The sequence below is a fragment of the Ochrobactrum sp. MYb379 genome (assembly GCF_037479515.1).
Taxonomy (GTDB): domain Bacteria; phylum Pseudomonadota; class Alphaproteobacteria; order Rhizobiales; family Rhizobiaceae; genus Brucella.
The window spans coordinates 251,519-273,177 of record NZ_JBBGYW010000005.1 but is presented as its reverse complement, the minus strand read 5'-3'; the positions used below and the strand labels follow the sequence as shown (position 1 = coordinate 273,177).

Genomic DNA, 21,659 nt, shown 5'->3' with positions numbered 1-21,659 from the left:
GCCTTGCGCGCTACAGGGCACCTGTACTGAGATATTACGCACACTGATTTACGGTAAATGCGCAAGGAATGAAGGAACTCCGCTTGTCAACACCGACGATTTCTGTGGTCATCCCCTGCCGCAACGAAGCCGACAATCTCGCTTTTCTGCTCGATGAAGTCGATAGCGCCATGCTGGGCCGCGCCTATGAAGTCATTGTCGTAGACGATGGCTCAACAGATTCAACCAGCGATGTGCTGGCTGGCCGCATCCATGCTGGCAAGCCGCTGCGCCATATCCGCCATGACCGCTCATCCGGCCAAAGTGCTGCTTTGCGCTCCGGCGTTTTTGCAGCGCGTGGCCAGATTGTTGTGACAATGGATGGTGACGGGCAGAACAATCCTGCCTATCTGCCAGCACTTGCAGACGCCCTGATCAATGCCGGCCCTGCTTTTGGCATTGCCGCCGGGCAGCGCCTCAAGCGCACTGATACCAAGCTCAAGCAGCTTTCATCACGCTTTGCCAACAATCTGCGCGGCGCGATCCTCAAAGACAAAACACGCGATTCCGGTTGCGGCCTCAAGGCGCTGCACACCGACCTGTTCCGCGAGCTGCCATTCTTTGATGGCTGGCATCGCTATCTGCCTGCGCTCGCTCTACGCGAAGGTTTTGATGTCGTGCATATCGATGTCACCGACCGCGAACGCCGCCACGGCAAATCGAATTACGGCATTCTCGACCGCGGCCTGCGCGGTGTTTTAGACCTTTATGGCGTGTGGTGGCTGCGCAAGCGCCGCAAGGTTGTGCCGCGCGTGACGGAGATTACCCATGACTGATATTTTCAGCAGCTTCATCCAGTGGTTACACGATGTGTTCGTAGCACAGTGGGACGGCTGGATTATTCTAGGCTTCGTGGCTCAGGCCTGCTTTACCATGCGCTTCGTCGTGCAGTGGCTGGCATCGGAAAAAGCCAAGAAAAGCGTAATGCCGGTGGCATTCTGGTTCTTTTCGCTCATTGGTGGCGTGCTGCTCTTGGTTTACGCCATCCAGCGCAAAGACCCCGTTTTCATCGCAGGTCAGGGCTTTGGCCTGATCGTTTATATCCGCAATCTCTGGCTTATTGCCAATGAGAGGAAGCGGTTGAAGGCAGCGAGTTAATTCGTTTCACCAAACAAAAACGCCGATCTGAAATCCTCAGATCGGCGTTTTGAATTTTAAAACATGTATTTGTCCCAAAACCGGTTCCCACTTTTGGGAGACATGCGCTAACTCTTTAAAGTCCGCCCTACTGAGCGATAATCCAATCCGGTTCCGGCAACATCGTCCGCTTTATAGACATTGCGCAGATCAATCAGCACATTGCCATCCATCGCTTTTGCGACACGCTTCAAATCAAGCGCACGATAAGCATTCCACTCGGTCAAAAGCGCCGTAACACCCGCGCCTTCTACTGCCTCATAAGCAGAACCGCACCAGATAACCTCCGGCAAAACTGCTTTGGCAGCATCCATTGCTTCCGGATCGTGCGCACGCACAGAAATGCCTGCTTTTTGAATAGCGGCAATAATGTCAATCGCAGGCGATTCACGAATATCATCGGTGTTCGGTTTAAAAGCTACGCCCAGCACAGCAACCGTTTTCGTTCCACTCTCACGAGCAGCGGCAATGATACGATCCGCCATCGATAGCTTGCGCGCTTCGTTGACAGTGATCACCTCTTCGATCAGCGACTGCGGCGCATCATACTTTTTGCCTGTCGCAGCAAAAGCGCGGGTATCCTTCGGAAAGCACGAACCACCAAAGCCCGGCCCCGCATGGAGGAACTTCGAACCAATGCGGTTATCCATGCCGATTGCACGTGCAACTTCCTGCACATTGCCGCCGGTCTTTTCGCAAAGATCAGCCACCTGATTGATGAACGTCACTTTCATAGCGAGAAAAGCATTGGCTGCATATTTGATGATTTCAGCATTTTCAAGCGAAGTAACGACCATCGGCGTTTCACGCAGATAAAGCGGACGATAAAGCCGCTGCATCGCCGCCTTGCCGCGCTCATCATCTACGCCAACGACAACACGGTCGGGACGCATAAAGTCTTCAATCGCTGAACCTTCACGCAGAAATTCAGGGTTTGAAACCATCGAAAACTCAACACCCGGACGCGCTTCCGCAATGCGGTCGCGAATACGCGCATTGGTTCCGACAACGACCGTCGATTTAATAACGACCACAGCACCCGGCTTCATGGCAGCCGCAATTTCATCCGCAGCAGCTTCAATATATTGCAGGTCCGCTTCACCATCTCCGCGACGCGAAGGCGTGCCGACTGCAATCAGGATCACATCAGCATCGGCAACACTGGTTGCAAGATCGGTACTGAATTCAAGGCGGCCATCACGGATATTACGCCCCATAAGCTCATCAAGGCCCGGCTCGAAAATCGTGACCTTACCCGCTTCAAGCCGTTCGATGATCGACGGGTTCTTGTCGACACAGGTGACGTGAAAGCCAAACTCGGCAAAACACACACCTGAAACCAGACCCACATAGCCCGTTCCGATCATCGCCAGCTTCATACGTTCAGTCCTTTTTCGTTCATCGCAAGCTTGCTGAACCTGTTGAGATTTCGGTTATGGTCTGTCGAAAATGGTATTTTTCGAGAACCGGCGCGCCGCGTACTTAAAGGTACGTGAGCACCGGAAGCGCAGAAAAGTGCCATTTGCAGACGGGCATGGCCGAAATATCGGTGGGTTCAGAGCCATTTATCATAGTCTGACACCAAAAGGTGTAATGGCTTTTCGTTCTCTTCAATATCGGAAAAGCGGCCAATCGGCTCACGGAAAATATTGTCCGTCAGATCGTCATTAACGGTCGATACTTCACCGATCAACACATCGCCGCCCTCACCCCAGAAGGCATGCCAGTTACCCGGCAGCAGCGTAACGCTTTCACCTGGGCTTAGCTTCAAATGCGCACCAGCTTTCTGCGTCACCAGACGACCATCAGTCGCAACCGTTACATCAGTTTCTTCATCAACACTGCCATCGGCGCGTGAATTAAACAGTTCCAGTACCAGCGTACCGCCACCACGATTGATAATGTCTTCGGCCTTCAATGCATGGCGGTGCATCGGCGAAATCTGGTTTTTGCATGAGATCATGATCTTCTCAGCATACAGCATGCCAGTGCCACGCTTGAGATCTTCGACATTACCGTTGCGTGTTGTGAACAGGAACAAGCCGAGATCGGCAAAATTGCCCTGACCATAATCAGTAATGTCCCAGCCAAGGCGCCCATCGAGAATAGCCTTCGCATCGCTTGACGTGTGCTGTTTCAGCTCTTCCGGCGTCCAATAGGCGAATGGCGGCATGATATAACCAAAAGAACGGATGAAAGCATCGCTCTCGCGGATAATCTCATTAACTTCTGAACGTTTCATGGCCTGCTAGCCTCCCATGGAATGAAACCGAATATGTCAGGCAGCTTGGTAACTGGCTTTCTCCCATCTTGGCAATCCCGCGCGCGCAACTCACACATATTTGCGAAGAACTGCGCGAATGCGCGCGTGTCGTCTTTACGCGAAAATCATGTCGCATCCCAATGCGCGTTTAGAACATTTCAATGATTGAATCATGACAACGGAAGCCAGTCTGAACATGAGCCAATGAACAGACAAGCCATTGAGATAATGGGAAAGCGCAGCTTCCGGAGGATAAAGGGAACATTCGGTCGAGCAAGCGTCGCTGAGAGAACAGCACCAGCCCGACTTTGATACGGACGCAAAGGTTTGATTCTATGGACGTTCGCAACGAAATGCTGGGGCTTTTGACCGGGCGCGACCCAAATTTCAGCCTTGAGCAGAAGTTTTACACCGATCCGGATTTCTACAAGCTCGATCTGGAAAACATTTTTTATCGCGACTGGCTCTTTGTCGGTCACGATTGCGAACTGCCCAAGACCGGCTCGTATATGACCGTGCAGGTCGGCGCTTATCCAGTTGTGATCGTGCGCGATTCACAAGGGACTATCCGAGCGTTCCACAATTCCTGCCGTCACCGTGGTTCGCGCATCTGCGCGGCTGAAAAAGGCACAGCAGCCAAGCTCGTCTGCCCTTATCACCAGTGGACCTATGAACTTGATGGCCGCCTGTTGTTCGCGCGACAGGTTGGACCAGATTTCAAGCCCGCCGAATATGGTTTGAAGCAAGTGCATTGCGAAAGCGTCGCGGGCTATATCTATGTTTGCCTTGCAGACGAAGCGCCCGATTTCAACAGCTTTCGCGCCTTGGTCGAGCCTTACCTCGCACCGCACAACATTAAGGACGCCAAAGTCGCCTTTGAAAGCTCGATCATCGAGAAGGGTAACTGGAAGCTCGTTTGGGAAAACAACCGCGAATGCTATCACTGCGCGGCCAACCACCCCGAACTCTGCCGCACCTATCCCGAAGCACCTAGCGCTACGGGCGTTCAGGGTGTGATGGAAGACCCGGAAATCAACCAGCTCTGGAAAAACTGTGCTTCTATCGGCTTGCCTGCCGAGTTCAATATGTCGGAAGACGGCCGCTATCGCATTACCCGCATTCCCTTGCTGCGTGACGCAGTGAGCTACACCATGTCCGGAAAGCCAGCGGTCAAAAAGCCATTGAGCGATCAGGTTTCAGGCGACACCAATATCGGTGCGATGCTGCTCTTCAACTATCCTTCAACGTGGAACCATTTGATGGTCGATCACGCCATTTCCTTCCGCGTTATGCCAATCAGCGCCGAGGAAACCATGGTGACAACCAAGTGGCTTGTTCACAAGGATGCGATTGAAGGCGTCGATTATGATCTCGATGAACTGACCCATGTGTGGATTCAGACCAATGATCAGGATCGGCAGATCGTCGAAGAAAATGCCATTGGCATTCGCTCACCCGCCTATCAGCCCGGTCCTTATTCGGTCGAGCATGAAGGTGGAGTGATGCAGTTCCTTGAATGGTACACCAACACCATCACGCCTCGCCTGAAGGGCGAGACGGCAAAGCTCAGCCGCGTCGCATAAAACAAAGCGCATCCCGAAAAGTGTGAAGCGGTTTTCGGAATAAGATGGGCGTAAAACGAAGCATTTTAAGAAGTGAGAAGGCCATGCAGCCTCTGAAATATCTGGATGAGATGCTGCCGTGGAACGACAGGTTGCAGATGCTGCAGTGCATCTCGGCCATCGAAGAAGCGCCAGACGTCATGACCTTCTCCTTCAAGACACTCGAGGACAACTGGTTCCGCTATACGCCGGGCCAGTTCGTCACGCTTGAATTGCCAATAGAACGGGCCGATGGACTGGGACCGGTGCTGCGCACCTACACACTGTCATCGACCCCTTCCCGGCCCTACCATATCTCGGTCACTGTCAAAGCGCAGAAGGACAGCATTGGCACCCGCTGGATGCTGGATCATCTGCGTCCGCCCATGAACATCAAGGCCTATGGTCCCAATGGCGACTTCTCGCTCGCCAATCATCCAAGCGAGAAATATCTATTCATCTCGGCTGGATCTGGCATAACGCCGATGGTCTCCATGACACGCTGGCTGTTTGATTGCGCACCGGCAACCGATGTCGCCTTCATCAACTGCGCGCGTTCACCCGATGATATTATTTTCCGCAAAGAACTGGAGCTGCTTTCAGGCCGAATGGAAGCCATGCGCCTTGCATTCATTGTGGAACAATCATCGGCACGGCATGTCTGGCTAGGACTTCATGGCCGCATCGACCAGCCAAGGCTTGAACTGCTGGCACCAGATTTTCTTCATCGCAAAGTGTTCTGCTGCGGACCAGAACCATTCATGAATGGCGTGCGTGGTCTCTTGGAGCAATCTGGCTTCAACATGGCCAATTACCATCAAGAGAGCTTCCAGCCTGCCAGCGAAATTTCTGCTGTACCTTTGCCATCGACACTCGCTGCAACCAGCCAAAAACCTGCGGCTCCCGCAAAGCCCGCCGTCCTACCTGCAACTGTTGTCTTCACGCTTTCTGGTGTTGAAGTCGAATGCACCGAGAACGACACTATTTTGCTCACTGCCCGCAATGGTGGCCTTAAAATCCCAAGCGCTTGCGAATTTGGTATTTGCGGCACCTGCAAAGTCAAATGTATCGGTGGTGAAACCGAGATGACCCACAATGGCGGCATTCGCGATGACGAGGTGGCGGAAGGCTACATCCTTGCCTGTTGCAGCCGTCCGCGTGGTCGTGTCGAAATTGATGCCTGATTAGGCTTTCTTGAGAAATTCAGTGCGCAGCACGAGGCCTTTGACCTGCTTTGTGCTGCAATCAACTTCGTCAGGGTTGCCCGTCAGGCGAATACCCTTCACCAGCGTACCGCGCTTGAGCGTCGTCGAGGTCCCCTTAACTTTCAAATCCTTGATAAGCGTAACGGAATCGCCGTCATTGAGCTGTGCGCCGTTGCTGTCACGCGTAATTTCATCGGTCATAATCATCCCCTGTCCAAGTAAAGCATGTCGCGGAAAAGTGGGAACCGGTTTTCCGATAACGGCATGCTCAAAATAACAACCCAAAGCTGCTCGGTAGCACCAAAGACAATGTAATACCAGAACGCGCATAATCACTGGCATCGCCCCTGATCGCTGACTATAATTGCGGCAAAGAATTCAGGAGCGTTTTATGATCGGACATGCCCTTCTCGTCGTTGATGTGCAAAATGACTTCTGTCCCAGTGGTGCACTGGCCGTCGATAAGGGGGATGAAATTCTACCTGCGATCAACCGCCTGATTGACGAGAGCGAACATGTTATCCTGACACAAGACTGGCACCCCGCAGGACATTTGAGCTTTGCAAGCAGTCACTCCGGGAAAAAACCTTATGATAGTGTTGAGATGCCATATGGCGAACAAACGCTATGGCCTGACCATTGTGTTCAAGGCACGTACGGTGCCGACTTTCATCCAGATTTGCAATGGACACGCGCACAACTCGTCATTCGCAAAGGCTTTCGCATCGGCGTAGACAGCTATTCATCTTTTTATGAAAACGACCGCAAAACGCCGACAGGTCTGTCGGGTTATTTGCGTGACCGCGAGATTGGTTCTCTGACAATCGCAGGACTGGCTACGGATTTCTGCGTCGCCTATTCCGCACTTGATGCAGTGGCGCACGGTTTTCAGGTGCGCGTAAGGCTGGATGCTTGTCGCGGCATCGACATTGGCGGATCAATGAATGCCATGCTCGATCAGATGCAAAAGGCGGGCGTTGAACTTATCAACGAACCCGCCCTTGCATCTCATTTCATCTGATTATTTCTCGATCTCGCCATCCGGCAAAACGACATAGATCAGCACGGCAATGATCGTGATGAAGAAGCGAAATGCGGACTCAATTCCGTTCCATGTGGACGACATCCACATGCCGAACCATTCGCCGCCAATCGACATGAAGCCAACCTGCCAGACGAGAAAGCCGACCGAAAGACCAGCAATGCCCCACTTCTTGGAGTGATTGAAGCTCTTTGCATCGCCACTTAAACGACCGAGCATCGCGAAAGCACCAATCCAGCAGAGAATGGCTGTCAGCGTTTCAGCAGCAATGATCAGAATATAGCCCGCATTGTGCAGAGTATTACTCTCGATAGCACGATATTTGATCGTCGCATCCGGGAAAATCGTATCCATCAGCAACACATGCTGAACGAAAGCGAAATTGCTGCCGTAATCGGTAATATTGCCGAAGGCGACCAGCGTTGCAAAGAAAGCGATTGCCGCAACAAATGCGGTTTTGCTCAAACGAGTAACGACCATGGAAAACCCCTCTCCAAAAAAGTCGTAGCCGTAGTCTTTCCAAACTTACGGCATATGAAGATACGCTCCGACGGGCCTTGTCGCGAGCAGGTCAACGCTTGCCAACTCTTTTGATTCGGTCAACAAAAAAGGCGGCCACAGCCGCCTTTCTCACTATTAAGCAGTGCGCCTTAATGCAACGCCGCTTCATCGGCTTCATTCTGCCAATCAGGATTCCGCTTGTTATAGCGAATAGATGAATAGAGGGAGAGACCGATCAACACAGCACCAATCAGGCCCGTGATAACTTCCGGAATATGGAAAAGCGTCTGCACATACATGATCACAGCAAGCACCAGAATTGCATAGAATGCGCCATGTTCGAGATAGCGATACTGACCAAGCGTCTTCTTCTCAACCAGCATAATGGTCAGCGACCGGACATAGAACGCACCGATACCAAGACCAATTGCAATCACGAACAGGTTCGTCGTCAGCGCAAAGGCACCAATCACGCCATCAAACGAGAAGCTGGCATCCAGCACTTCCAGATAGATAAAGGCGCCTAAGCCCCCGCGATGCACCATATCAACCTGTTCCTGCGACGCATCGAGAACCGCACCCAAGCCCTCAACGGCTAGGAAGGTCAGAAGACCAAACAGTGCAGCTACGAGGAACGTGTGCGAATGCTCTGCATCAAGCTGGTATGAGAAAAACAGGATCAGCGCAATTGCAACGCCGATCTCGATGCCCTGAACAGATGCAAACTTCGACATTTGGCTTTCGATGACTTTGACCCAATGCACGTCTTTTTCGACATCGAAGAAGTATTTCATGCCGACCATCAGCAGGAATGTGCCGCCGAAGGCCGCAATACCTGTGTGAGATTCCGCAATCACCCGCGCATATTCATCCGGCTGCCAGATCGCGAGTTTGAGCGCTGAAATCGGATCAGTCCACATGGCTACCGCAACAATCGCAAGCGGAAAGATAATCCGCATACCGAAAACGGCGATTATGATGCCCCATGTTAGAAACCGATGCTGCCATTCAGGTGTCATATCGCGCAGGATGCGTGCATTAACGATAGCATTATCAAACGAAAGCGAAATTTCGAGAACACTCAACACCGCACAGATGATGAAAACGGAAATCATGCCGCCGATCGTGCCGGTCGTCGAATATCCGAGCCAGAGCGCACCCAGAAGGCCAATGACCGTGAAAATCGCAGGCCAAATGAAGTATTTATAAGTGGTCATCGCAAACCGTATAATTATTGTGTCTGTGAGGCAGGCCGAACTATCGATCTGAAAATTCTCCAGATAAACGGCGCTACTCCTGCGGGGCTTATGTTATGTAAGAAGCCCCACTGCCGCGAACAAGAAAAACAATGGCAAAATTGTGTTCACGAAAAAACGCAAAACTCAAGATTACGTGATCAGTCATGCTCTCTGCCACCTTACGCAAAAAATATGTGGCAATTATCGTGTTTGATCATAAGCTCGTTACAGCATGCAAAAACTATAAGACATGATTGAACCGGAGAATAATATGCTTACAGGCCCTCAATGCCGCGCTGCTCGAGCGCTCGTAGAATTCTCCCGCGATCGACTTGCACAACTCTCGGGCATTGACGCTACTGTCATCGAGCACTTTGAGCGTAAGATCGGTACACCGACCACGGAGCAAAAACAGGCTTTACAGGATACGCTTGAAAGGGTCGGCGCTCAATTTATCTGGGAAAACGGTGGCGGCCTCGGCGTGAGGTTAAAATTCAACCGTTCTGAAGCAAAACGAATTGCCAGCTTGGAAAACGAAGGCGGTATTCCGGGTTATGACGACGTTCCATGAATGTAGACGGGACGGCCTCACCTTCGCTTCCCGACTATCATCAGACCCCCTCTAAGCTTCAATGATACAGGCGGGGTAAAACCGTTCAAAATTCAATTTTTTGGTTTATTTCTGGGCATGATTAACATATTGATACGAATAGACCTTTTGAGGTTATACTTTCATTTTTTCTAAATTACGCTCCAAGGGGATTGATCCGTGATGAAGCTAAATTCAAGCATATATAGCAGGAATTTTGCGGGTAAGACTGTGCGTAATATTGCTTTCATGAGTACCTTTTTTATAGCACCAACAGCTTCTGCTCTTGCCGCAGACGTAATCGCGCCTGCGCCTGCTCAGTCAGAGTTTCAAGATCAACAACGTTGGAGGGTGATTTTTAGCCCTTATGTCTGGGGCGCTTCATTGACTGGCAATGCCGGTTTAATGGGCCGCTCGACCAGTGTTGACGTGCCCTTCAAAGACATACTCAATAATCTCGATATGAGCTTCATGGGCAATATCGAAATTACGAACGGAACTTACGGCGCTTATTTTGACGGCCAATACACAAAGACCAGTCAGAAAGAGGATGTTCTTGACAGGCAGCTCGGCCTCGACATCACTTCGACTACTTTGACTGGCGGTGTTTTCTACCGAATTTATCAACATGATCTTGATGGTCTGACCTATTACGGTCGTCAGCGTGTATTTGCGATTGAGCCGACAGCGGGCATCCGCTGGACTCAAATCAAAGCAAAATTGAATGTCGATCCATTTACTGAAAGCCGGCAGGCAAACTGGACAGATCCCTTCATCGGTACGCGTGTATTGTATGACATCGGTGAACGCTGGAACATATCTGCCGAAGCTGACATCGGCGGATTTGGAGCTGGAACGAAGTTAAGTGCAAATGGCCAGATCTATCTCGGCTATCGTACGAGAGTATTCAATCTTCCAACAATTTGGCGTGTAGGCTATCGCGCGCTTTATCAAGATTATCACGACGACGACAGCCGCGAAAAGTTCAAGTATGACGTAACGCAGCACGGCCCGGTTGTCGGCTGGTCAGTTCAATTTTAAGAACACCACGGGTTGAAATTGCAAAGAATTAAGCCGCCTCACACCATTGGCGGCTTTTTCTTATTAAAATAAGCATAATTGAAAATTCATAGTTGCAACATTTTTCGTTCTCACTTCAACTTGAATAATGGGACCCATTTTTAAGAAATATGCATTAATGCATGATCTATATCAAAGCGCCCAATGCACTGGAGAATGAATGTCGTTGATCTTTGAGCTTCCAGTTTACGCATCTTTTTTTGTCTTTGTTATATTGGGCGTAGGCGTTTTCCTGATTGGGCGAGCGGCGCTTTTCATTCTTTTCAAACATGCAAGCCATGACATCCTCTCCATACCAATTGGCGCCTTTATTGGTACAATCGCGACTGCATGGGCGCTTTCTTTAGGGTTCGTTGCAGCAGATATATGGGCTGCAAATTCAAAAGCTGATCAGGCAACGAGCGAAGAAAGGTCATCAATTTCGAGGCTTATTGGCACCTCAAGTCCTGATATTTTGAACGAGGCTGCATTACGAAACGCTCTTATTGAATATCGCGAAGCTGTTGTGAAAGATGAATGGCTTAAAAATAACAATATCGAGCCAGCGCCACAGGTGGAGATCGCACTGCAAAATATCCGCCGTGAAATCGTTAGTCTTGCGAGGACTGATATACCCTCGCCAATTATTTCCCAGATCGTCCATGATTTCGATGAATTGCAGGATGCACGTAATACCCGCCTATCAGTAGGATCAGCGTCTATTGATATGTATAAATGGTATTTGCTATTATTCTTAACAATTCTGACCGCTATTACTATAGCAACCACCCATGCAGACAGAGTAGTGGCAGGCATAAAGGCGCTGATAATCTACTCAACCACGGCCTCTTTTTGTCTCTGGATCCTGGCAATTCATGCAAATCCTTATCAAGGGATTGAGCGGATTGAGCCATCTCTTCTTTTTACCAACCATAAAATCGGATAGGCCACCATCATCAAGCTCATGAAAAGAAACGGCCTAATAGGACCATCCCTCGTAGCTGTAGCGGCAGCCGTTTTGTGCATGGCGCCGTCGCAGTCTTCAGCGGCAACTTTTCGAGTATGTCACGGCTACGACTGCTACTATCAAACGAAAGTCATTTTAAGTGCAAAGGATTTGAGTCGCATTCGGGACTTGCTGCATAAAGGTTCCAAGTCTCCAGCTCTTGAGCGCGAAGCACTGCGCAAGGCCATTGCAATCTTTGAAGAACGCAGCACTGCTACAATTGGTGTACGGGACAAGCCTCGTATGCAATTTGGTAAAGCACGCATCAAAGGTCAGATGGATTGTGTGGATGAATCCACCAATACGGATAATTTTATACGCTACCTTCATTCTCAAGGCCGGCTGAAATATCATCAGCCTACGCGCAAAACGACACGCGGCAGTTTTTTTGATGGGCGCTACCCACACTGGACCGCTGTCATGCAAGACAATGAAGGCCTGAAATGGGCTGTAGATTCATGGTTTGAGCCAGGCGGAGGACTACCCGATATTATGCCTCTCGCTGAATGGAAACGCCGCGGTTACGGTGGAGAGAGATAAGTATCTGCATGTCGTATTTCGCATAAGCGACGACTTACAGATTTAACATTGATAACGCATAGTAAGTTAACTGCATCACCAAGGGGGTAACTATGACTATTTTGAAGAAGTCCTTTGCCGCAGCTTGCACCAGCGCGCTCGTCGCTGTCAGTATGTTTGCAGCACCTGTTGTCGAGGCCTGCACACGCGTGGTTTACCTCGGCGCGAATGATCACGTGATCACCGCTCGCTCGATGGACTGGAAGGTTGACGTCGGCACAAATCTTTGGATTTTCCCACGCGGTATGGCCCGCACCGGCGAAACAGGTCCAGATTCCATCAAGTGGACCTCCAAATATGGCAGCGTCATCGCTTCTGGCTACGATATCTCGACAACTGACGGCATGAACGAAGCAGGGCTTGTTGCAAACGTTCTCTGGCTGGTCGAATCCGAATATCCAAAATTCGATGGTACAGGCCCTGGCCTTTCAATCGCAGCATGGGCACAATATGTGCTGGATAATTTCGCAACAGTTGATGAAGCCGTACAAGAGCTTAGCAAAAACCCATTCACAATTGTAACGGATGCCGTGCCGGGCGAAAGCCGCTTGGCAACGCTGCATCTTTCGATTTCTGACGCCAGCGGCGACAGCGCAATTGTTGAATATATCGATGGCAAGCAGGTCATCCATCACAGCCCGACCTATCAGGTGATGACCAACTCCCCGACGTTTGAGCAGCAGCTTGCGCTGCATTCCTACTGGGAGCAAATCGGCGGGACGGTGATGCTTCCAGGTACAAACCGCGCTTCAGACCGTTTCACGCGTGCTGCCTTTTACATCAACGCCATTCCAAAATCAGAAGATCCTGTTGAAGCCATCGCCAGCGTGTTTGGCGTCATCCGCAACGCTTCTGTTCCTTTTGGCATTACAACTCCAGATGAACCGAATATTTCCTCAACGCGCTGGCGCACCGTGTCTGACCAAAAAGAAAAGCTTTATTTCTTTGAATCTGCACTCACGCCAAACGTTTTCTGGGTGGATCTAAAGACTATTGATTTTTCGGCTGACAAGGGAAAAGTCCAGAAGCTTGATCTCGGACCAGATCAGAAAAATATTTTTTCTGGTGTCGTGAACACTGAATTTAAGGATGCTAAGCCGTTCAAATTCCTAGGAATTTGATTGGCCTAGAATGACATTCGCATTTTCTCGCGGAGAAAAATCTGAACCAATCGCCTGCTAGAGCATTGTCTTAGTACAACAAACCAGAACGGAGGAAATCCAATGGACTGGAATCGCGTAGAAGGCAATTGGAAGCAGGCTAAAGGCAAGGTCAAGGAACAGTGGGGCAAACTCACTGATGATGACCTTGATCAGATTAATGGTCGCCGTGAGCAGCTGGAAGGCAAGATTCAGGAGCGCTACGGCATCGCCAAGGATCGTGCGAAGTCTGATATTGATGACTGGTACAAGCACCAGCAATGGCTTTCTTAGAAGCCGTAGTACCTATTTAACAATGAAGCCCCGCCTTTGGCAGGGCTTCATTTTTTATATGCGCTTAGCAGCGATCAACGCGCTGAAGCGAAGCAGACAATCCCATCAGTGAGAAAGTGTAACGGGTCTGCGTACCGCGTGCAGAAGTGGCTTGGACATTGACCGATTTGCCCGACCGCATAGCACTTAAAATACGAGCCTCATCACCAACATTCTGTGCCCATGCGCGGTTGCCTTCGCTAAAGAAGGGGAATTGCGCGCCGTCAACCATAACGTTGACGCGGCTATCTGCTTTCAATTGATAGCCCATAACAAGCTGCGGGCTATAGCTTCCGCCAGACTTGGAAATAATTATGAAATTGTCACCATGCTGCACTCCTGCCGGAAGGAAGCTCGACGGCACAGTCAATGCGTAGCATTTGTTTCCGGGCAATTGCGTGTTCTGATAGACACCCCAATCCCTGAATTCGCCGATATGGCTTGTCTTAGCCGAAGCCGCGAGAGAACTCGCCACCAACCCTGCAAGCGCCAACGCAACAGCGGTTGTTTTTCTAGTCATTGCCTGAGACCTCCTAAATTAAATTCACGTGACATGAAAAATTGTTTCATTACGTTACTATTTCTTTAACAAACTCCTAAAAACTTGTTGAACGCGCAAATTCCATAGGCGATGCGGCTAAAGCACAAAGGTTTATCGCAGGATATTTGGTAAATTTGTTTAAGAGAAAATGGTGGGCTCGGAGGAACATGAACACGGGCTTTAACTAATTGATTTAACTAGATTTTCTAGGTAGAAAGGTCGGGTGATGCCAACGCTGATGCCAACACATTTTGGGCTGCTATGGGACTTCTGTGGACGATCAGCTCAAAATGAACGCTCGCCAGGTATCCCAGTCACTCTCCCACTCCGGTGGCCTATCTGTTGCTATGATACTCTGGACAGAACAACTGGCGTCCGAAAAGCAGCCACAGCCGCCTATCTCCGACGGATCGAATTCGCCGCCGCGCTCCAGATGCTCGCGATACTGTTTAAGGGTGAGGTAATGGGTGACTTTGTTGCGGACGATCCGCAGGAATGGCCTGACCGTGGGTACAGCCTCCATTAGCCGTTCCTGTTCCTTTTCGTGGCGAGTGTAGACCTCCGGCAATTTTTCTAGCAGGTTGGCGAAGTGGGACTGCCCCGCCTTCACACAGAACCCTCCGCAGTTGTTATGGACGAACCCCATTCCGTAGAGCCTCGGAAGTTCGATGTCATAGTCGTCGATAATCTGGTGGACTTGGGCCTTGCTCAAATACGGCGGCGCGCAAAGCAATGCTTCGCACAGATACGGGTCCCAATTTTTCCTCGCTTCCTTGAGACGGTGCTCCTCGTACCAATCAAAACCGAAATGCAATACGCACTCACTCGGCTGATAGGTTGCTGCTAACCACCGAGCGAAGGTCTTACCTTTTAGCTCGACCGTACAGTGGGCCGTTCGCGTGTTGCCCTGATACCGAACGTCTCGGAAGACCTCCCACGGATCACGGCCATCCGCCAGCCTAAGAAGTTCGCACCCAAGTGCGCGTGAACCCTCTTCGATAAAACGATAGAGATCCGGGTCTTCAATTAGCGTGTCGCAAAACACCAGGAGAACGTTTTCTCTGCCGTATTTTTCTACGGCCAAGTGCGCGGCAACAAATGAAGCGGCGCCGCCACTGAAGGAGACGATGTGCTTGATGGGCATGTGAGTGATTACCAGAAAAGATGTCGATTCGATTCTACTACACCACAAGTAGCCTATTCAACTAATCGTTGAATATCTGTCGTTCAACCATCACTTGGGGTGCGCGGCCGGTGCCAACAATTTTCGGCGCTGCCCTGGGTAGGAAGGACTCGAACCCACAACGGGTGGGACTCTTAATATTAGTTTCACAACAGATTCTTTAATGAATTGAATCGCTTAGAGAAACTGGAGCTTTGTTGGCATCACTCAAAACCACCGATTTGATGCCAACAAATACGCCAACAAATTCCGCGAGCGGGACCCACATTTGCCTGCTAAGTCATTGATTTTATTGGATAAAAAAGTCATTGGTGGGCCCGGAGGGACTCGAACCCCCAACCAAGCGGTTATGAGCCGCCGGCTCTGACCAATTGAGCTACAGGCCCACACAACACTGCAACTACCTTAAAGAAACATGGGACACAAGCTGTCAATTACACAAGTTGCCCTAATACGCACATATTCGATTGCCATTCATGCAACTCAAGTCACAATTGATCTCATTTGAAACAGTTGATTGCAATTCAACTGCATTTCAGATCAGATAATGTGGCGTTTTGCTTTAGAGGAAACTTAAATACACGAGCAACAAAGCAGAAATAGCACTATAGCAAAGAATGCTTTGTAAAAGCTGCCTCAACATTCTCTACAGGAGATCTCATGAAAAACCGCGCTACTACTCTTCTTGCCACCTCCATTTCGGCAATCATGCTTGCAGGCATACTTGCACTGCCAGCCAAAGCGCAGGAGAATCAGATGACGAAGCAGCCCGCACGCATCGCCGTTACCGGCGAAGGCAAGATGAACTCTGCACCAGACATGGCTATTCTGAACCTCACTGTTTTACGTGATGCAGAAACTGCACGCGAAGCAATGACCGCAAACAATGAAGCGATGGCCAAAGTTCTCGATGCGATGAAAATGGCTGGTGTTGAAGAGCGTGATCTCCAGACAAGCGGCATCAATATTCAGCCACGTTATGTTTACCCAGACGACAAGAATGGCCTGAAAGAGCCAAAGATCAGCGGCTATAGCGTTTCGAACAGCCTGACAGTCCGCGTGCGCGATCTGGCCAAGGTTGGCAATGTTCTCGATGAATCCGTGACGCTCGGCGTCAATCAAGGCGGCGATCTGACCTTTGTAAACGACGATCCAGCATCGACAATCAACGAAGCACGCAAGCGCGCCGTCGCTGATGCTATTGCCAAGGCGAAGACCCTTGCCGATGCCGCAGGTGTTGGCCTTGGTCGCGTCGTTGAAATCAACGAACAGAGCCGTGGATATATGCCGATGCCAATCGCACGCCAGGCCAAGATGATGGCAGCAGCAGCGCCTGAAGACTCAGTTCCAGTTGCAGCTGGCGAAAACAGCTACAACGTTTCGGTCAACGTCGTCTTCGAAATCAAAGAATAAAGAAAGGGCGCTCTAGTGTGGTGGATTTGAAGTTCCTATCATTGGTGTTGCATTCACGTTTAGGAACTTCAAATCCGTAGACCACACTAGATTCAAAAGCTTACTAGTATGGCTTCGAACCCGAAATTCGCTTCGAGAGCTGCTTCTAGGTGATACGAATTTCGGGTTCGCCATACTAGCGCCCTCCTCTTCTTTTCCGTCTTCAAACAAAAAAGCCAGCCTGAAATTCAGGCTGGCTTTTGTTCATATTAGGCGACCGTTAGCGGATGATTGGGCAACCGCGTGCATTGGCAAAGACAACGCCGGTTGGGCGACCATGACGGATGCCGCGCACCTGAACCGACTTTCCACGATACGCAACACGAGCACTACGAATGCCCATACGATGCGCTTTCATCTTGGCATTTTCAACCGAGCACGCAGGGCCACGATAAGCGGGGCGGCCATGATGACGATTGCCACGATGATCAATCTTGATCAAAGGCGAATGCGCCGACGTGCTAAACGCTGGAGCGGAAGAAGGCGATGCAGCATTTGCAGATGCACCCGCTGAGAAGACGGCAGCAAGACCAATTGCAGCAGTAACAACAAGCGACTTGAACGAAATTGCGGACATCTTGAAACCCTTTCAAACTTTTATCAGGTGATGCTCACCTGAGACGCTTAATAAGTAGTCCATGAAAGATGAACGGAAAGCCAAGCCACCGTTCATATCGCGTTCAGTTTCATAAGCATCACAAAACAATCGCGCGCGACACGACGAATATAATTCATATAAAGCAATGGCTTATTCACACTCCGTGCGTGAACAGGTGCTTACAGACTTCAATATTAAACTTAATTAATGTGCAGCAGACGCGGTTCAGTCCAGCGGAACCATGTGCTGGATATACTCTTCTTCATCGGCCAGCTCATGATCAAAGGCTGTTACTTTTCCGCGGATAGAGACGCCTGCTTCGTAGATCGTGTCCGGAGAGCCCGACACTAGCGGATGCCACCAGTAAAGATCAGCACCTTCCGCAACGAGACGATATGCACAGGTCGCAGGCAGCCAATTAACCTCATAAACAATCTCAGGCGTCAGAAACACGCAGTCAGGCACCGTCTTGCGGCGGTTGGGATAATCGCTGCACTTGCAGCTATCCTTGTCCAGCAGCGTACAGGCAACCGTCGTCCAATAGACTTCCTCGGTATCGTCATCGAGCAATTTATGCAGGCAGCATTGACCACACCCATCGCACAGGCTTTCCCATTCCTGTCGGTTGAGTTCTTCAAGAGATTTGGTCTGCCAGAAAGGTTTCTTATCCATGGGGCTGCATATAGAGCATTTGCAGCAAAAGTGCGTAGCGGTTTTGCCTTGAATAGCGTGGGCAAATCGCCGCCCTTCGCTATTGAAACAAAAGCCATGCTGCGATACATAACGCGCATCATCCTTATGATCGTAAGCGTCTTACGTTAAGCAACGCATCAATTCTGCCGGGAACGGCTATTCGCTTTGATGTTTCGTTGCGCGTTCCCCGCATAATATTCAGGAATACACATGTCTCAGTTGAACGGTTCACGCCGCAGAAAACTGCCAGCGCGTTATGCATCTGTTGTGATGCCGCTTATTCTTTCAATCATGATGACATTCGTTGTCTCATTGATCGCAACCGCAAAAAGCCTCGGCTTTACGCATCCAGATCTCGCTTATAGCTGGATGACTTCGTGGGCGCTCTCATGGGCCATCGCGTTCCCGGTCCTGCTGGCTATCCTGCCAATGGTCCGCAAGATGGTCAGCTTCGTCTGCCATCCGCACTAATAACAAATAAAACCGCGCATTATTCATGCGCGGCTTTTTTCAAAACTAGCAAAACTGATTATCGAAAAATCGTTTCACCCTGCTCATCGATAATCTGGCGACCCTTGTTGAGCGAAATGCTTGCAGCATCTTCAATGCCCGGGCAACGATCCGCACGCACAAATCGATGCTCTTTCAGTTCGCCATCAATGGTCTTGGAGATCACACCACACACCTGATACTGGCCGCCTTCACTATAAGGCGTTGCAACAATCAGGAAGTCTTTGTGCTCAAGGCGTCCGGCTTCTTTTGGTGCTGCTGGCGTTTCTTCTGCTGAACCACCGCCAAAAAGGCGTTTCAAAAAAGACATAACGCTCCCTCTCTTTCGAGCGCGTTTCGATCTGACTCTATAAGACCAGCGCTCTAAGTCTTTGTTTTGACGCGTATCCCGAAAGCCGTTTCGTACTGTGCGGAATGCGTCCTCATAAAATCGCCCGAAACCATGTCTGGCATCGGGCGAAAAGGTCTTAGCTGTCGAGGAACGAACGCAGCTTGCGCGAACGGCTCGGATGCTTGAGCTTGCGCAGTGCTTTCGCTTCAATCTGACGAATACGTTCACGCGTAACCGAGAACTGCTGACCGACTTCTTCAAGCGTGTGGTCAGTGTTCATGCCAATACCGAAACGCATACGCAGCACGCGTTCTTCACGTGGCGTCAGCGATGCCAGAACACGGGTGGTCGTGTCACGAAGATTGGCCTGAATGGCAGCATCGATTGGAAGCAGCGCATTCTTGTCTTCGATGAAGTCGCCAAGATGTGAATCTTCTTCATCACCCACTGGCGTTTCAAGCGAAATCGGCTCCTTGGCAATTTTCAGAACTTTGCGCACTTTTTCAAGCGGCATGGCCAGCTTTTCAGCCAATTCTTCCGGCGTCGGTTCACGACCAATTTCATGCAGCATCTGGCGCGATGTACGAACGATCTTGTTGATCGTTTCAATCATGTGCACCGGAATACGAATGGTGCGCGCCTGATCAGCAATCGAGCGGGTGATTGCCTGACGGATCCACCATGTCGCATAGGTCGAGAACTTGTAACCACGGCGATATTCAAACTTATCAACCGCCTTCATCAGACCGATATTGCCTTCCTGAATAAGATCAAGGAACTGAAGGCCACGATTGGTGTACTTCTTGGCAATCGAAATAACGAGACGAAGGTTGGCTTCCACCATTTCCTTCTTGGCGATGGTTGCTTCGCGTTCGCCCTTCTGAACCTGATTGACGATACGGCGGAATTCACCAATCGAAATCGCGGTTTCAGTGGCCAGCATCTGAATTTCAGAACGCAGACGATCAATCGCGCGTTCTTCTTTTGCAGCGAAATCTTTCCAGCCACGAGCCGAGAGAACACTGACGCGTTCTACCCAGTTCGGATCAAGTTCATGGCCCTGATATTCTTTCAGGAACTCCTCGCGACGAACACCAAAGGATTCAGCCAGACGTAGCAACTTGCCTTCGTTCTGAACGAGACGCTTATTGATGTCATAAAGCTGTTCAACGAGCTGCTCGATACGATTCTGGTTCAGCGAAAGCGACTTAACCGCTTTAATCAGCTGATCTTTCAGTTCCTTGTAACGACGTTCCTGGCTCGACGACAGATCAGCCGAAGCAAGCAGGCGGCTTTCAACCTGTTGGTCCTGCAACTTGCGAAGCTTGCGGTAAGTATCGGCGATCAGATCGAGCGTTTCCATAACCTGTGGGCGCAATTCGGCTTCCATAGCCGCCAGCGACAGGTTGGCTTCGTCCTCGTCTTCTTCCTCTTCTTCCGAAGAAACGTCACCACCTACATTGGTGATGTCATCATCGTCACGCGAACGGCGCGGAGCCTTGTCGTCACGTGGCTTTTCTTCTTCCACGCGCTCAACAATCGGCGCCTGCTTGGCTTCTGGGCCAGCATAAGTGGTTTCAAGATCGATGATTTCACGCAGCAGAATGTTGGATTCATTGAGCTGTTCGCGCCAGATGATAATCGCCTGGAATGTCAGCGGGCTTTCACAAAGCCCAGCGATCATCGTTTCACGACCCGCTTCAATGCGCTTTGCGATGGCAATTTCGCCTTCGCGCGACAGAAGCTCAACCGTTCCCATTTCACGCAGATACATTCGGACAGGATCGTCGGTGCGGTCGGTCGGCTCTTTCTTGGTGGTGGTGGCAGCAACGGCGGTGCCACTGGTTTCAGCCAGTTCGCCGCCTTCTTCCTGCTCGTCATCACTGCTGTTTTCGTCACGATCAGCTTCCTGCTCATCGTCTTCAACAACATTGATGCCCATATCCGACAGCATAGCCATCGTATCTTCGATCTGCTCAGATGTCACTTCTTCGGAAGGAAGCACAGCGTTCAGCTCGTCCATTGTGACGTAGCCGCGCTTCTTCGCAACCTTGATCATCTTCTTGACAGCATCGTCAGAAAGGTCGAGAAGCGGCCCGTCGGTCGCACCTTCGCGCTCGACTTCGGCTTCTTCGTTTTCCTTAGCCTTCGTTGCCATATTGCTCGTCTCCAGGCGACACCAGTCGCTTCTAAGATATATAGAGTGGCCAAACGGTTTTGCGAGAGCGCCGTTTAACTGTTGATTCTGCGAATAGCTGATTTCACGTTAATGCCGAATTAACCCTGCGGTTATTAACGAGCCCTGTTGGTTCTAAAATCCTGTGGGTTGATCCGGGAACACTGGTCGCCTTGAAGGCCCTGCCCGCTCTTTAATTCTTGCCCACTCAGGATGATTTCAGAGATCCACTCAGGGAATATTGATCAATATCAGTTCTTTAAATCCTTGCTCGAACTGTCGTGATTCCGTCATTTGTGCCGCACGTCAAGAGCGACTCACCTGATTCGGGTCTAAAAAGCGAATCATTTATTGTCGCGGCCCATTCTCTGGGCTTTTACGCAATGATACTTTCTATAAACGGCATTCCCAGCAGGTTTGAAATGCAAACTCGAAACTCTGGCG

24 protein-coding genes and 1 tRNA gene are annotated in these 21,659 nt (G+C 50.4%); 13 read left to right on the top strand and 12 right to left on the bottom strand.

Going from position 1 to position 21,659, the window contains the following annotated elements:
- Positions 1–83: 83 nt before the first annotated feature.
- The gene (locus WH356_RS13635; RefSeq protein ID WP_339511647.1) at positions 84–815 is read left to right on the top strand and encodes a glycosyltransferase family 2 protein; all 732 of its coding nucleotides are present in this window, start codon (positions 84–86) and stop codon (positions 813–815) included.
- Positions 808–1,137 (top strand): lipid-A-disaccharide synthase N-terminal domain-containing protein, encoded by a 330-nt coding sequence (locus WH356_RS13630; RefSeq protein WP_339511645.1) that lies wholly within the window; start codon positions 808–810, stop codon positions 1,135–1,137. Before WH356_RS13635 ends, WH356_RS13630 begins: the two co-directional genes overlap by 8 nt.
- Positions 1,138–1,244: 107 nt before the next feature.
- Here the strand turns inward: WH356_RS13630 and WH356_RS13625 are convergent, their stop codons facing one another.
- Together WH356_RS13625 and WH356_RS13620 are read right to left on the bottom strand one after the other, a co-directional pair.
- Positions 1,245–2,555 (bottom strand): UDP-glucose dehydrogenase family protein, encoded by a 1,311-nt coding sequence (locus WH356_RS13625; protein ID WP_339511643.1) that lies wholly within the window; start codon positions 2,553–2,555, stop codon positions 1,245–1,247.
- A gap of 176 nt (positions 2,556–2,731) precedes the next feature.
- Positions 2,732–3,418 (bottom strand): D-lyxose/D-mannose family sugar isomerase, encoded by a 687-nt coding sequence (locus tag WH356_RS13620; RefSeq protein ID WP_339511641.1) that lies wholly within the window; start codon positions 3,416–3,418, stop codon positions 2,732–2,734.
- Positions 3,419–3,774: 356 nt separating this feature from the next.
- Here WH356_RS13620 and WH356_RS13615 point away from each other — a divergent pair, with 356 nt between their 5' ends.
- Both WH356_RS13615 and WH356_RS13610 read left to right on the top strand, forming a co-directional pair.
- On the top strand, positions 3,775–5,022 hold the full coding sequence (locus WH356_RS13615) for an aromatic ring-hydroxylating oxygenase subunit alpha (RefSeq protein ID WP_339511639.1): 1,248 nt from the start codon (positions 3,775–3,777) through the stop codon (positions 5,020–5,022).
- 83 nt (positions 5,023–5,105) lie between these two features.
- Complete coding sequence (locus tag WH356_RS13610; protein WP_339511637.1) at positions 5,106–6,224, top strand: hybrid-cluster NAD(P)-dependent oxidoreductase; 1,119 nt, start codon at positions 5,106–5,108, stop codon at positions 6,222–6,224.
- Here the strand turns inward: WH356_RS13610 and WH356_RS13605 are convergent, their stop codons facing one another.
- Positions 6,225–6,446 carry an alkylphosphonate utilization protein gene (locus WH356_RS13605; protein WP_339511635.1) on the bottom strand — a complete coding sequence of 74 codons (222 nt, stop codon included), beginning with the start codon at positions 6,444–6,446 and terminating at the stop codon, positions 6,225–6,227.
- Positions 6,447–6,636: 190 nt separating this feature from the next.
- On the opposite strand from WH356_RS13605, the gene pncA reads away from it, so the two are divergent.
- Positions 6,637–7,266: a bifunctional nicotinamidase/pyrazinamidase gene (gene pncA / locus WH356_RS13600; protein ID WP_339511633.1), complete on the top strand. Its 630-nt coding sequence runs from the start codon at positions 6,637–6,639 to the stop codon at positions 7,264–7,266.
- Here pncA and WH356_RS13595 read toward each other — a convergent pair whose 3' ends face one another.
- On the bottom strand, positions 7,267–7,767 hold the full coding sequence (locus WH356_RS13595) for a DUF2165 family protein (protein WP_339511631.1): 501 nt from the start codon (positions 7,765–7,767) through the stop codon (positions 7,267–7,269).
- 170 nt (positions 7,768–7,937) lie between these two features.
- Positions 7,938–9,005, bottom strand: a complete 1,068-nt coding sequence (locus WH356_RS13590) for a DUF475 domain-containing protein (protein WP_339511629.1) — start codon at positions 9,003–9,005, stop codon at positions 7,938–7,940.
- Between the two features lie 292 nt (positions 9,006–9,297).
- On the opposite strand from WH356_RS13590, the gene WH356_RS13585 reads away from it, so the two are divergent.
- From WH356_RS13585 to WH356_RS13560, 6 genes are all read left to right on the top strand, one after another.
- On the top strand, positions 9,298–9,597 hold the full coding sequence (locus WH356_RS13585) for an XRE family transcriptional regulator (protein WP_339511627.1): 300 nt from the start codon (positions 9,298–9,300) through the stop codon (positions 9,595–9,597).
- Positions 9,598–9,795: 198 nt separating this feature from the next.
- Positions 9,796–10,656 (top strand): hypothetical protein, encoded by an 861-nt coding sequence (locus tag WH356_RS13580; protein ID WP_421565825.1) that lies wholly within the window; start codon positions 9,796–9,798, stop codon positions 10,654–10,656.
- A gap of 199 nt (positions 10,657–10,855) precedes the next feature.
- The gene (locus WH356_RS13575) at positions 10,856–11,620 is read left to right on the top strand and encodes a bestrophin-like domain (RefSeq protein ID WP_339511625.1); all 765 of its coding nucleotides are present in this window, start codon (positions 10,856–10,858) and stop codon (positions 11,618–11,620) included.
- Positions 11,621–11,698: 78 nt separating this feature from the next.
- Positions 11,699–12,220 (top strand): hypothetical protein, encoded by a 522-nt coding sequence (locus WH356_RS13570; protein WP_339511623.1) that lies wholly within the window; start codon positions 11,699–11,701, stop codon positions 12,218–12,220.
- A gap of 92 nt (positions 12,221–12,312) precedes the next feature.
- Positions 12,313–13,380, top strand: coding sequence for a linear amide C-N hydrolase (locus WH356_RS13565; protein ID WP_339511621.1), 1,068 nt, complete (start codon positions 12,313–12,315; stop codon positions 13,378–13,380).
- A 102-nt stretch (positions 13,381–13,482) separates the two neighbouring features.
- Positions 13,483–13,692 (top strand): CsbD family protein, encoded by a 210-nt coding sequence (locus WH356_RS13560; protein ID WP_339511619.1) that lies wholly within the window; start codon positions 13,483–13,485, stop codon positions 13,690–13,692.
- 64 nt (positions 13,693–13,756) lie between these two features.
- Here WH356_RS13560 and WH356_RS13555 read toward each other — a convergent pair whose 3' ends face one another.
- The 3 genes from WH356_RS13555 to WH356_RS13545 form a co-directional block, all read right to left on the bottom strand.
- Positions 13,757–14,251, bottom strand: a complete 495-nt coding sequence (locus WH356_RS13555; protein ID WP_339511618.1) for an invasion associated locus B family protein — start codon at positions 14,249–14,251, stop codon at positions 13,757–13,759.
- Positions 14,252–14,552: 301 nt separating this feature from the next.
- Positions 14,553–15,416, bottom strand: a complete 864-nt coding sequence (locus tag WH356_RS13550; RefSeq protein WP_339511616.1) for a phosphoadenosine phosphosulfate reductase domain-containing protein — start codon at positions 15,414–15,416, stop codon at positions 14,553–14,555.
- Between the two features lie 348 nt (positions 15,417–15,764).
- Positions 15,765–15,841, bottom strand: a tRNA-Ile gene (locus WH356_RS13545).
- Between the two features lie 274 nt (positions 15,842–16,115).
- Between WH356_RS13545 and WH356_RS13540 the strand changes: the two genes are divergently transcribed.
- Complete coding sequence (locus tag WH356_RS13540) at positions 16,116–16,868, top strand: SIMPL domain-containing protein (protein WP_339511614.1); 753 nt, start codon at positions 16,116–16,118, stop codon at positions 16,866–16,868.
- Between the two features lie 259 nt (positions 16,869–17,127).
- On the opposite strand, the gene WH356_RS13535 is transcribed toward WH356_RS13540, so the two are convergent.
- Together WH356_RS13535 and WH356_RS13530 are read right to left on the bottom strand one after the other, a co-directional pair.
- Positions 17,128–17,484 (bottom strand): antifreeze protein, encoded by a 357-nt coding sequence (locus WH356_RS13535; protein WP_339511612.1) that lies wholly within the window; start codon positions 17,482–17,484, stop codon positions 17,128–17,130.
- 246 nt (positions 17,485–17,730) lie between these two features.
- Positions 17,731–18,177, bottom strand: coding sequence for a YcgN family cysteine cluster protein (locus WH356_RS13530; RefSeq protein ID WP_339511610.1), 447 nt, complete (start codon positions 18,175–18,177; stop codon positions 17,731–17,733).
- A 231-nt stretch (positions 18,178–18,408) separates the two neighbouring features.
- On the opposite strand from WH356_RS13530, the gene WH356_RS13525 reads away from it, so the two are divergent.
- Positions 18,409–18,669, top strand: a complete 261-nt coding sequence (locus WH356_RS13525) for a DUF2798 domain-containing protein (RefSeq protein ID WP_250038813.1) — start codon at positions 18,409–18,411, stop codon at positions 18,667–18,669.
- A gap of 58 nt (positions 18,670–18,727) precedes the next feature.
- On the opposite strand, the gene WH356_RS13520 is transcribed toward WH356_RS13525, so the two are convergent.
- Complete coding sequence (locus WH356_RS13520) at positions 18,728–19,018, bottom strand: HlyU family transcriptional regulator (RefSeq protein WP_339511607.1); 291 nt, start codon at positions 19,016–19,018, stop codon at positions 18,728–18,730.
- A 157-nt stretch (positions 19,019–19,175) separates the two neighbouring features.
- A complete protein-coding gene (gene rpoD / locus WH356_RS13515) occupies positions 19,176–21,197 on the bottom strand; it encodes an RNA polymerase sigma factor RpoD (RefSeq protein ID WP_339511605.1) in 2,022 nt (673 codons plus the stop codon).
- Positions 21,198–21,659 lie beyond the last annotated feature (462 nt).

Bases quoted from the DNA above. Each gene is read 5' to 3' on its own strand.
- WH356_RS13535 (WP_339511612.1), bottom strand. From the start codon at position 17,484: ATGTCCGCAATTTCGTTCAAGTCGCTTGTTGTTACTGCTGCAATTGGT.
- rpoD (WP_339511605.1), bottom strand. From the start codon at position 21,197: ATGGCAACGAAGGCTAAGGAAAACGAAGAAGCCGAAGTCGAGCGCGAA.
- WH356_RS13630 (WP_339511645.1), top strand. From the start codon at position 808: ATGACTGATATTTTCAGCAGCTTCATCCAGTGGTTACACGATGTGTTC.
- WH356_RS13525 (WP_250038813.1), top strand. From the start codon at position 18,409: ATGTCTCAGTTGAACGGTTCACGCCGCAGAAAACTGCCAGCGCGTTAT.
- WH356_RS13540 (WP_339511614.1), top strand. From the start codon at position 16,116: ATGAAAAACCGCGCTACTACTCTTCTTGCCACCTCCATTTCGGCAATC.
- WH356_RS13590 (WP_339511629.1), bottom strand. From the start codon at position 9,005: ATGACCACTTATAAATACTTCATTTGGCCTGCGATTTTCACGGTCATT.
- WH356_RS13610 (WP_339511637.1), top strand. From the start codon at position 5,106: ATGCAGCCTCTGAAATATCTGGATGAGATGCTGCCGTGGAACGACAGG.
- WH356_RS13585 (WP_339511627.1), top strand. From the start codon at position 9,298: ATGCTTACAGGCCCTCAATGCCGCGCTGCTCGAGCGCTCGTAGAATTC.
- WH356_RS13520 (WP_339511607.1), bottom strand. From the start codon at position 19,018: ATGTCTTTTTTGAAACGCCTTTTTGGCGGTGGTTCAGCAGAAGAAACG.
- WH356_RS13560 (WP_339511619.1), top strand. From the start codon at position 13,483: ATGGACTGGAATCGCGTAGAAGGCAATTGGAAGCAGGCTAAAGGCAAG.
- WH356_RS13555 (WP_339511618.1), bottom strand. From the start codon at position 14,251: ATGACTAGAAAAACAACCGCTGTTGCGTTGGCGCTTGCAGGGTTGGTG.
- WH356_RS13530 (WP_339511610.1), bottom strand. From the start codon at position 18,177: ATGGATAAGAAACCTTTCTGGCAGACCAAATCTCTTGAAGAACTCAAC.
- WH356_RS13595 (WP_339511631.1), bottom strand. From the start codon at position 7,767: ATGGTCGTTACTCGTTTGAGCAAAACCGCATTTGTTGCGGCAATCGCT.
- WH356_RS13605 (WP_339511635.1), bottom strand. From the start codon at position 6,446: ATGACCGATGAAATTACGCGTGACAGCAACGGCGCACAGCTCAATGAC.
- WH356_RS13570 (WP_339511623.1), top strand. From the start codon at position 11,699: ATGGCGCCGTCGCAGTCTTCAGCGGCAACTTTTCGAGTATGTCACGGC.
- WH356_RS13620 (WP_339511641.1), bottom strand. From the start codon at position 3,418: ATGAAACGTTCAGAAGTTAATGAGATTATCCGCGAGAGCGATGCTTTC.
- WH356_RS13550 (WP_339511616.1), bottom strand. From the start codon at position 15,416: ATGCCCATCAAGCACATCGTCTCCTTCAGTGGCGGCGCCGCTTCATTT.
- WH356_RS13565 (WP_339511621.1), top strand. From the start codon at position 12,313: ATGACTATTTTGAAGAAGTCCTTTGCCGCAGCTTGCACCAGCGCGCTC.
- pncA (WP_339511633.1), top strand. From the start codon at position 6,637: ATGATCGGACATGCCCTTCTCGTCGTTGATGTGCAAAATGACTTCTGT.
- WH356_RS13615 (WP_339511639.1), top strand. From the start codon at position 3,775: ATGGACGTTCGCAACGAAATGCTGGGGCTTTTGACCGGGCGCGACCCA.
- WH356_RS13575 (WP_339511625.1), top strand. From the start codon at position 10,856: ATGTCGTTGATCTTTGAGCTTCCAGTTTACGCATCTTTTTTTGTCTTT.
- WH356_RS13625 (WP_339511643.1), bottom strand. From the start codon at position 2,555: ATGAAGCTGGCGATGATCGGAACGGGCTATGTGGGTCTGGTTTCAGGT.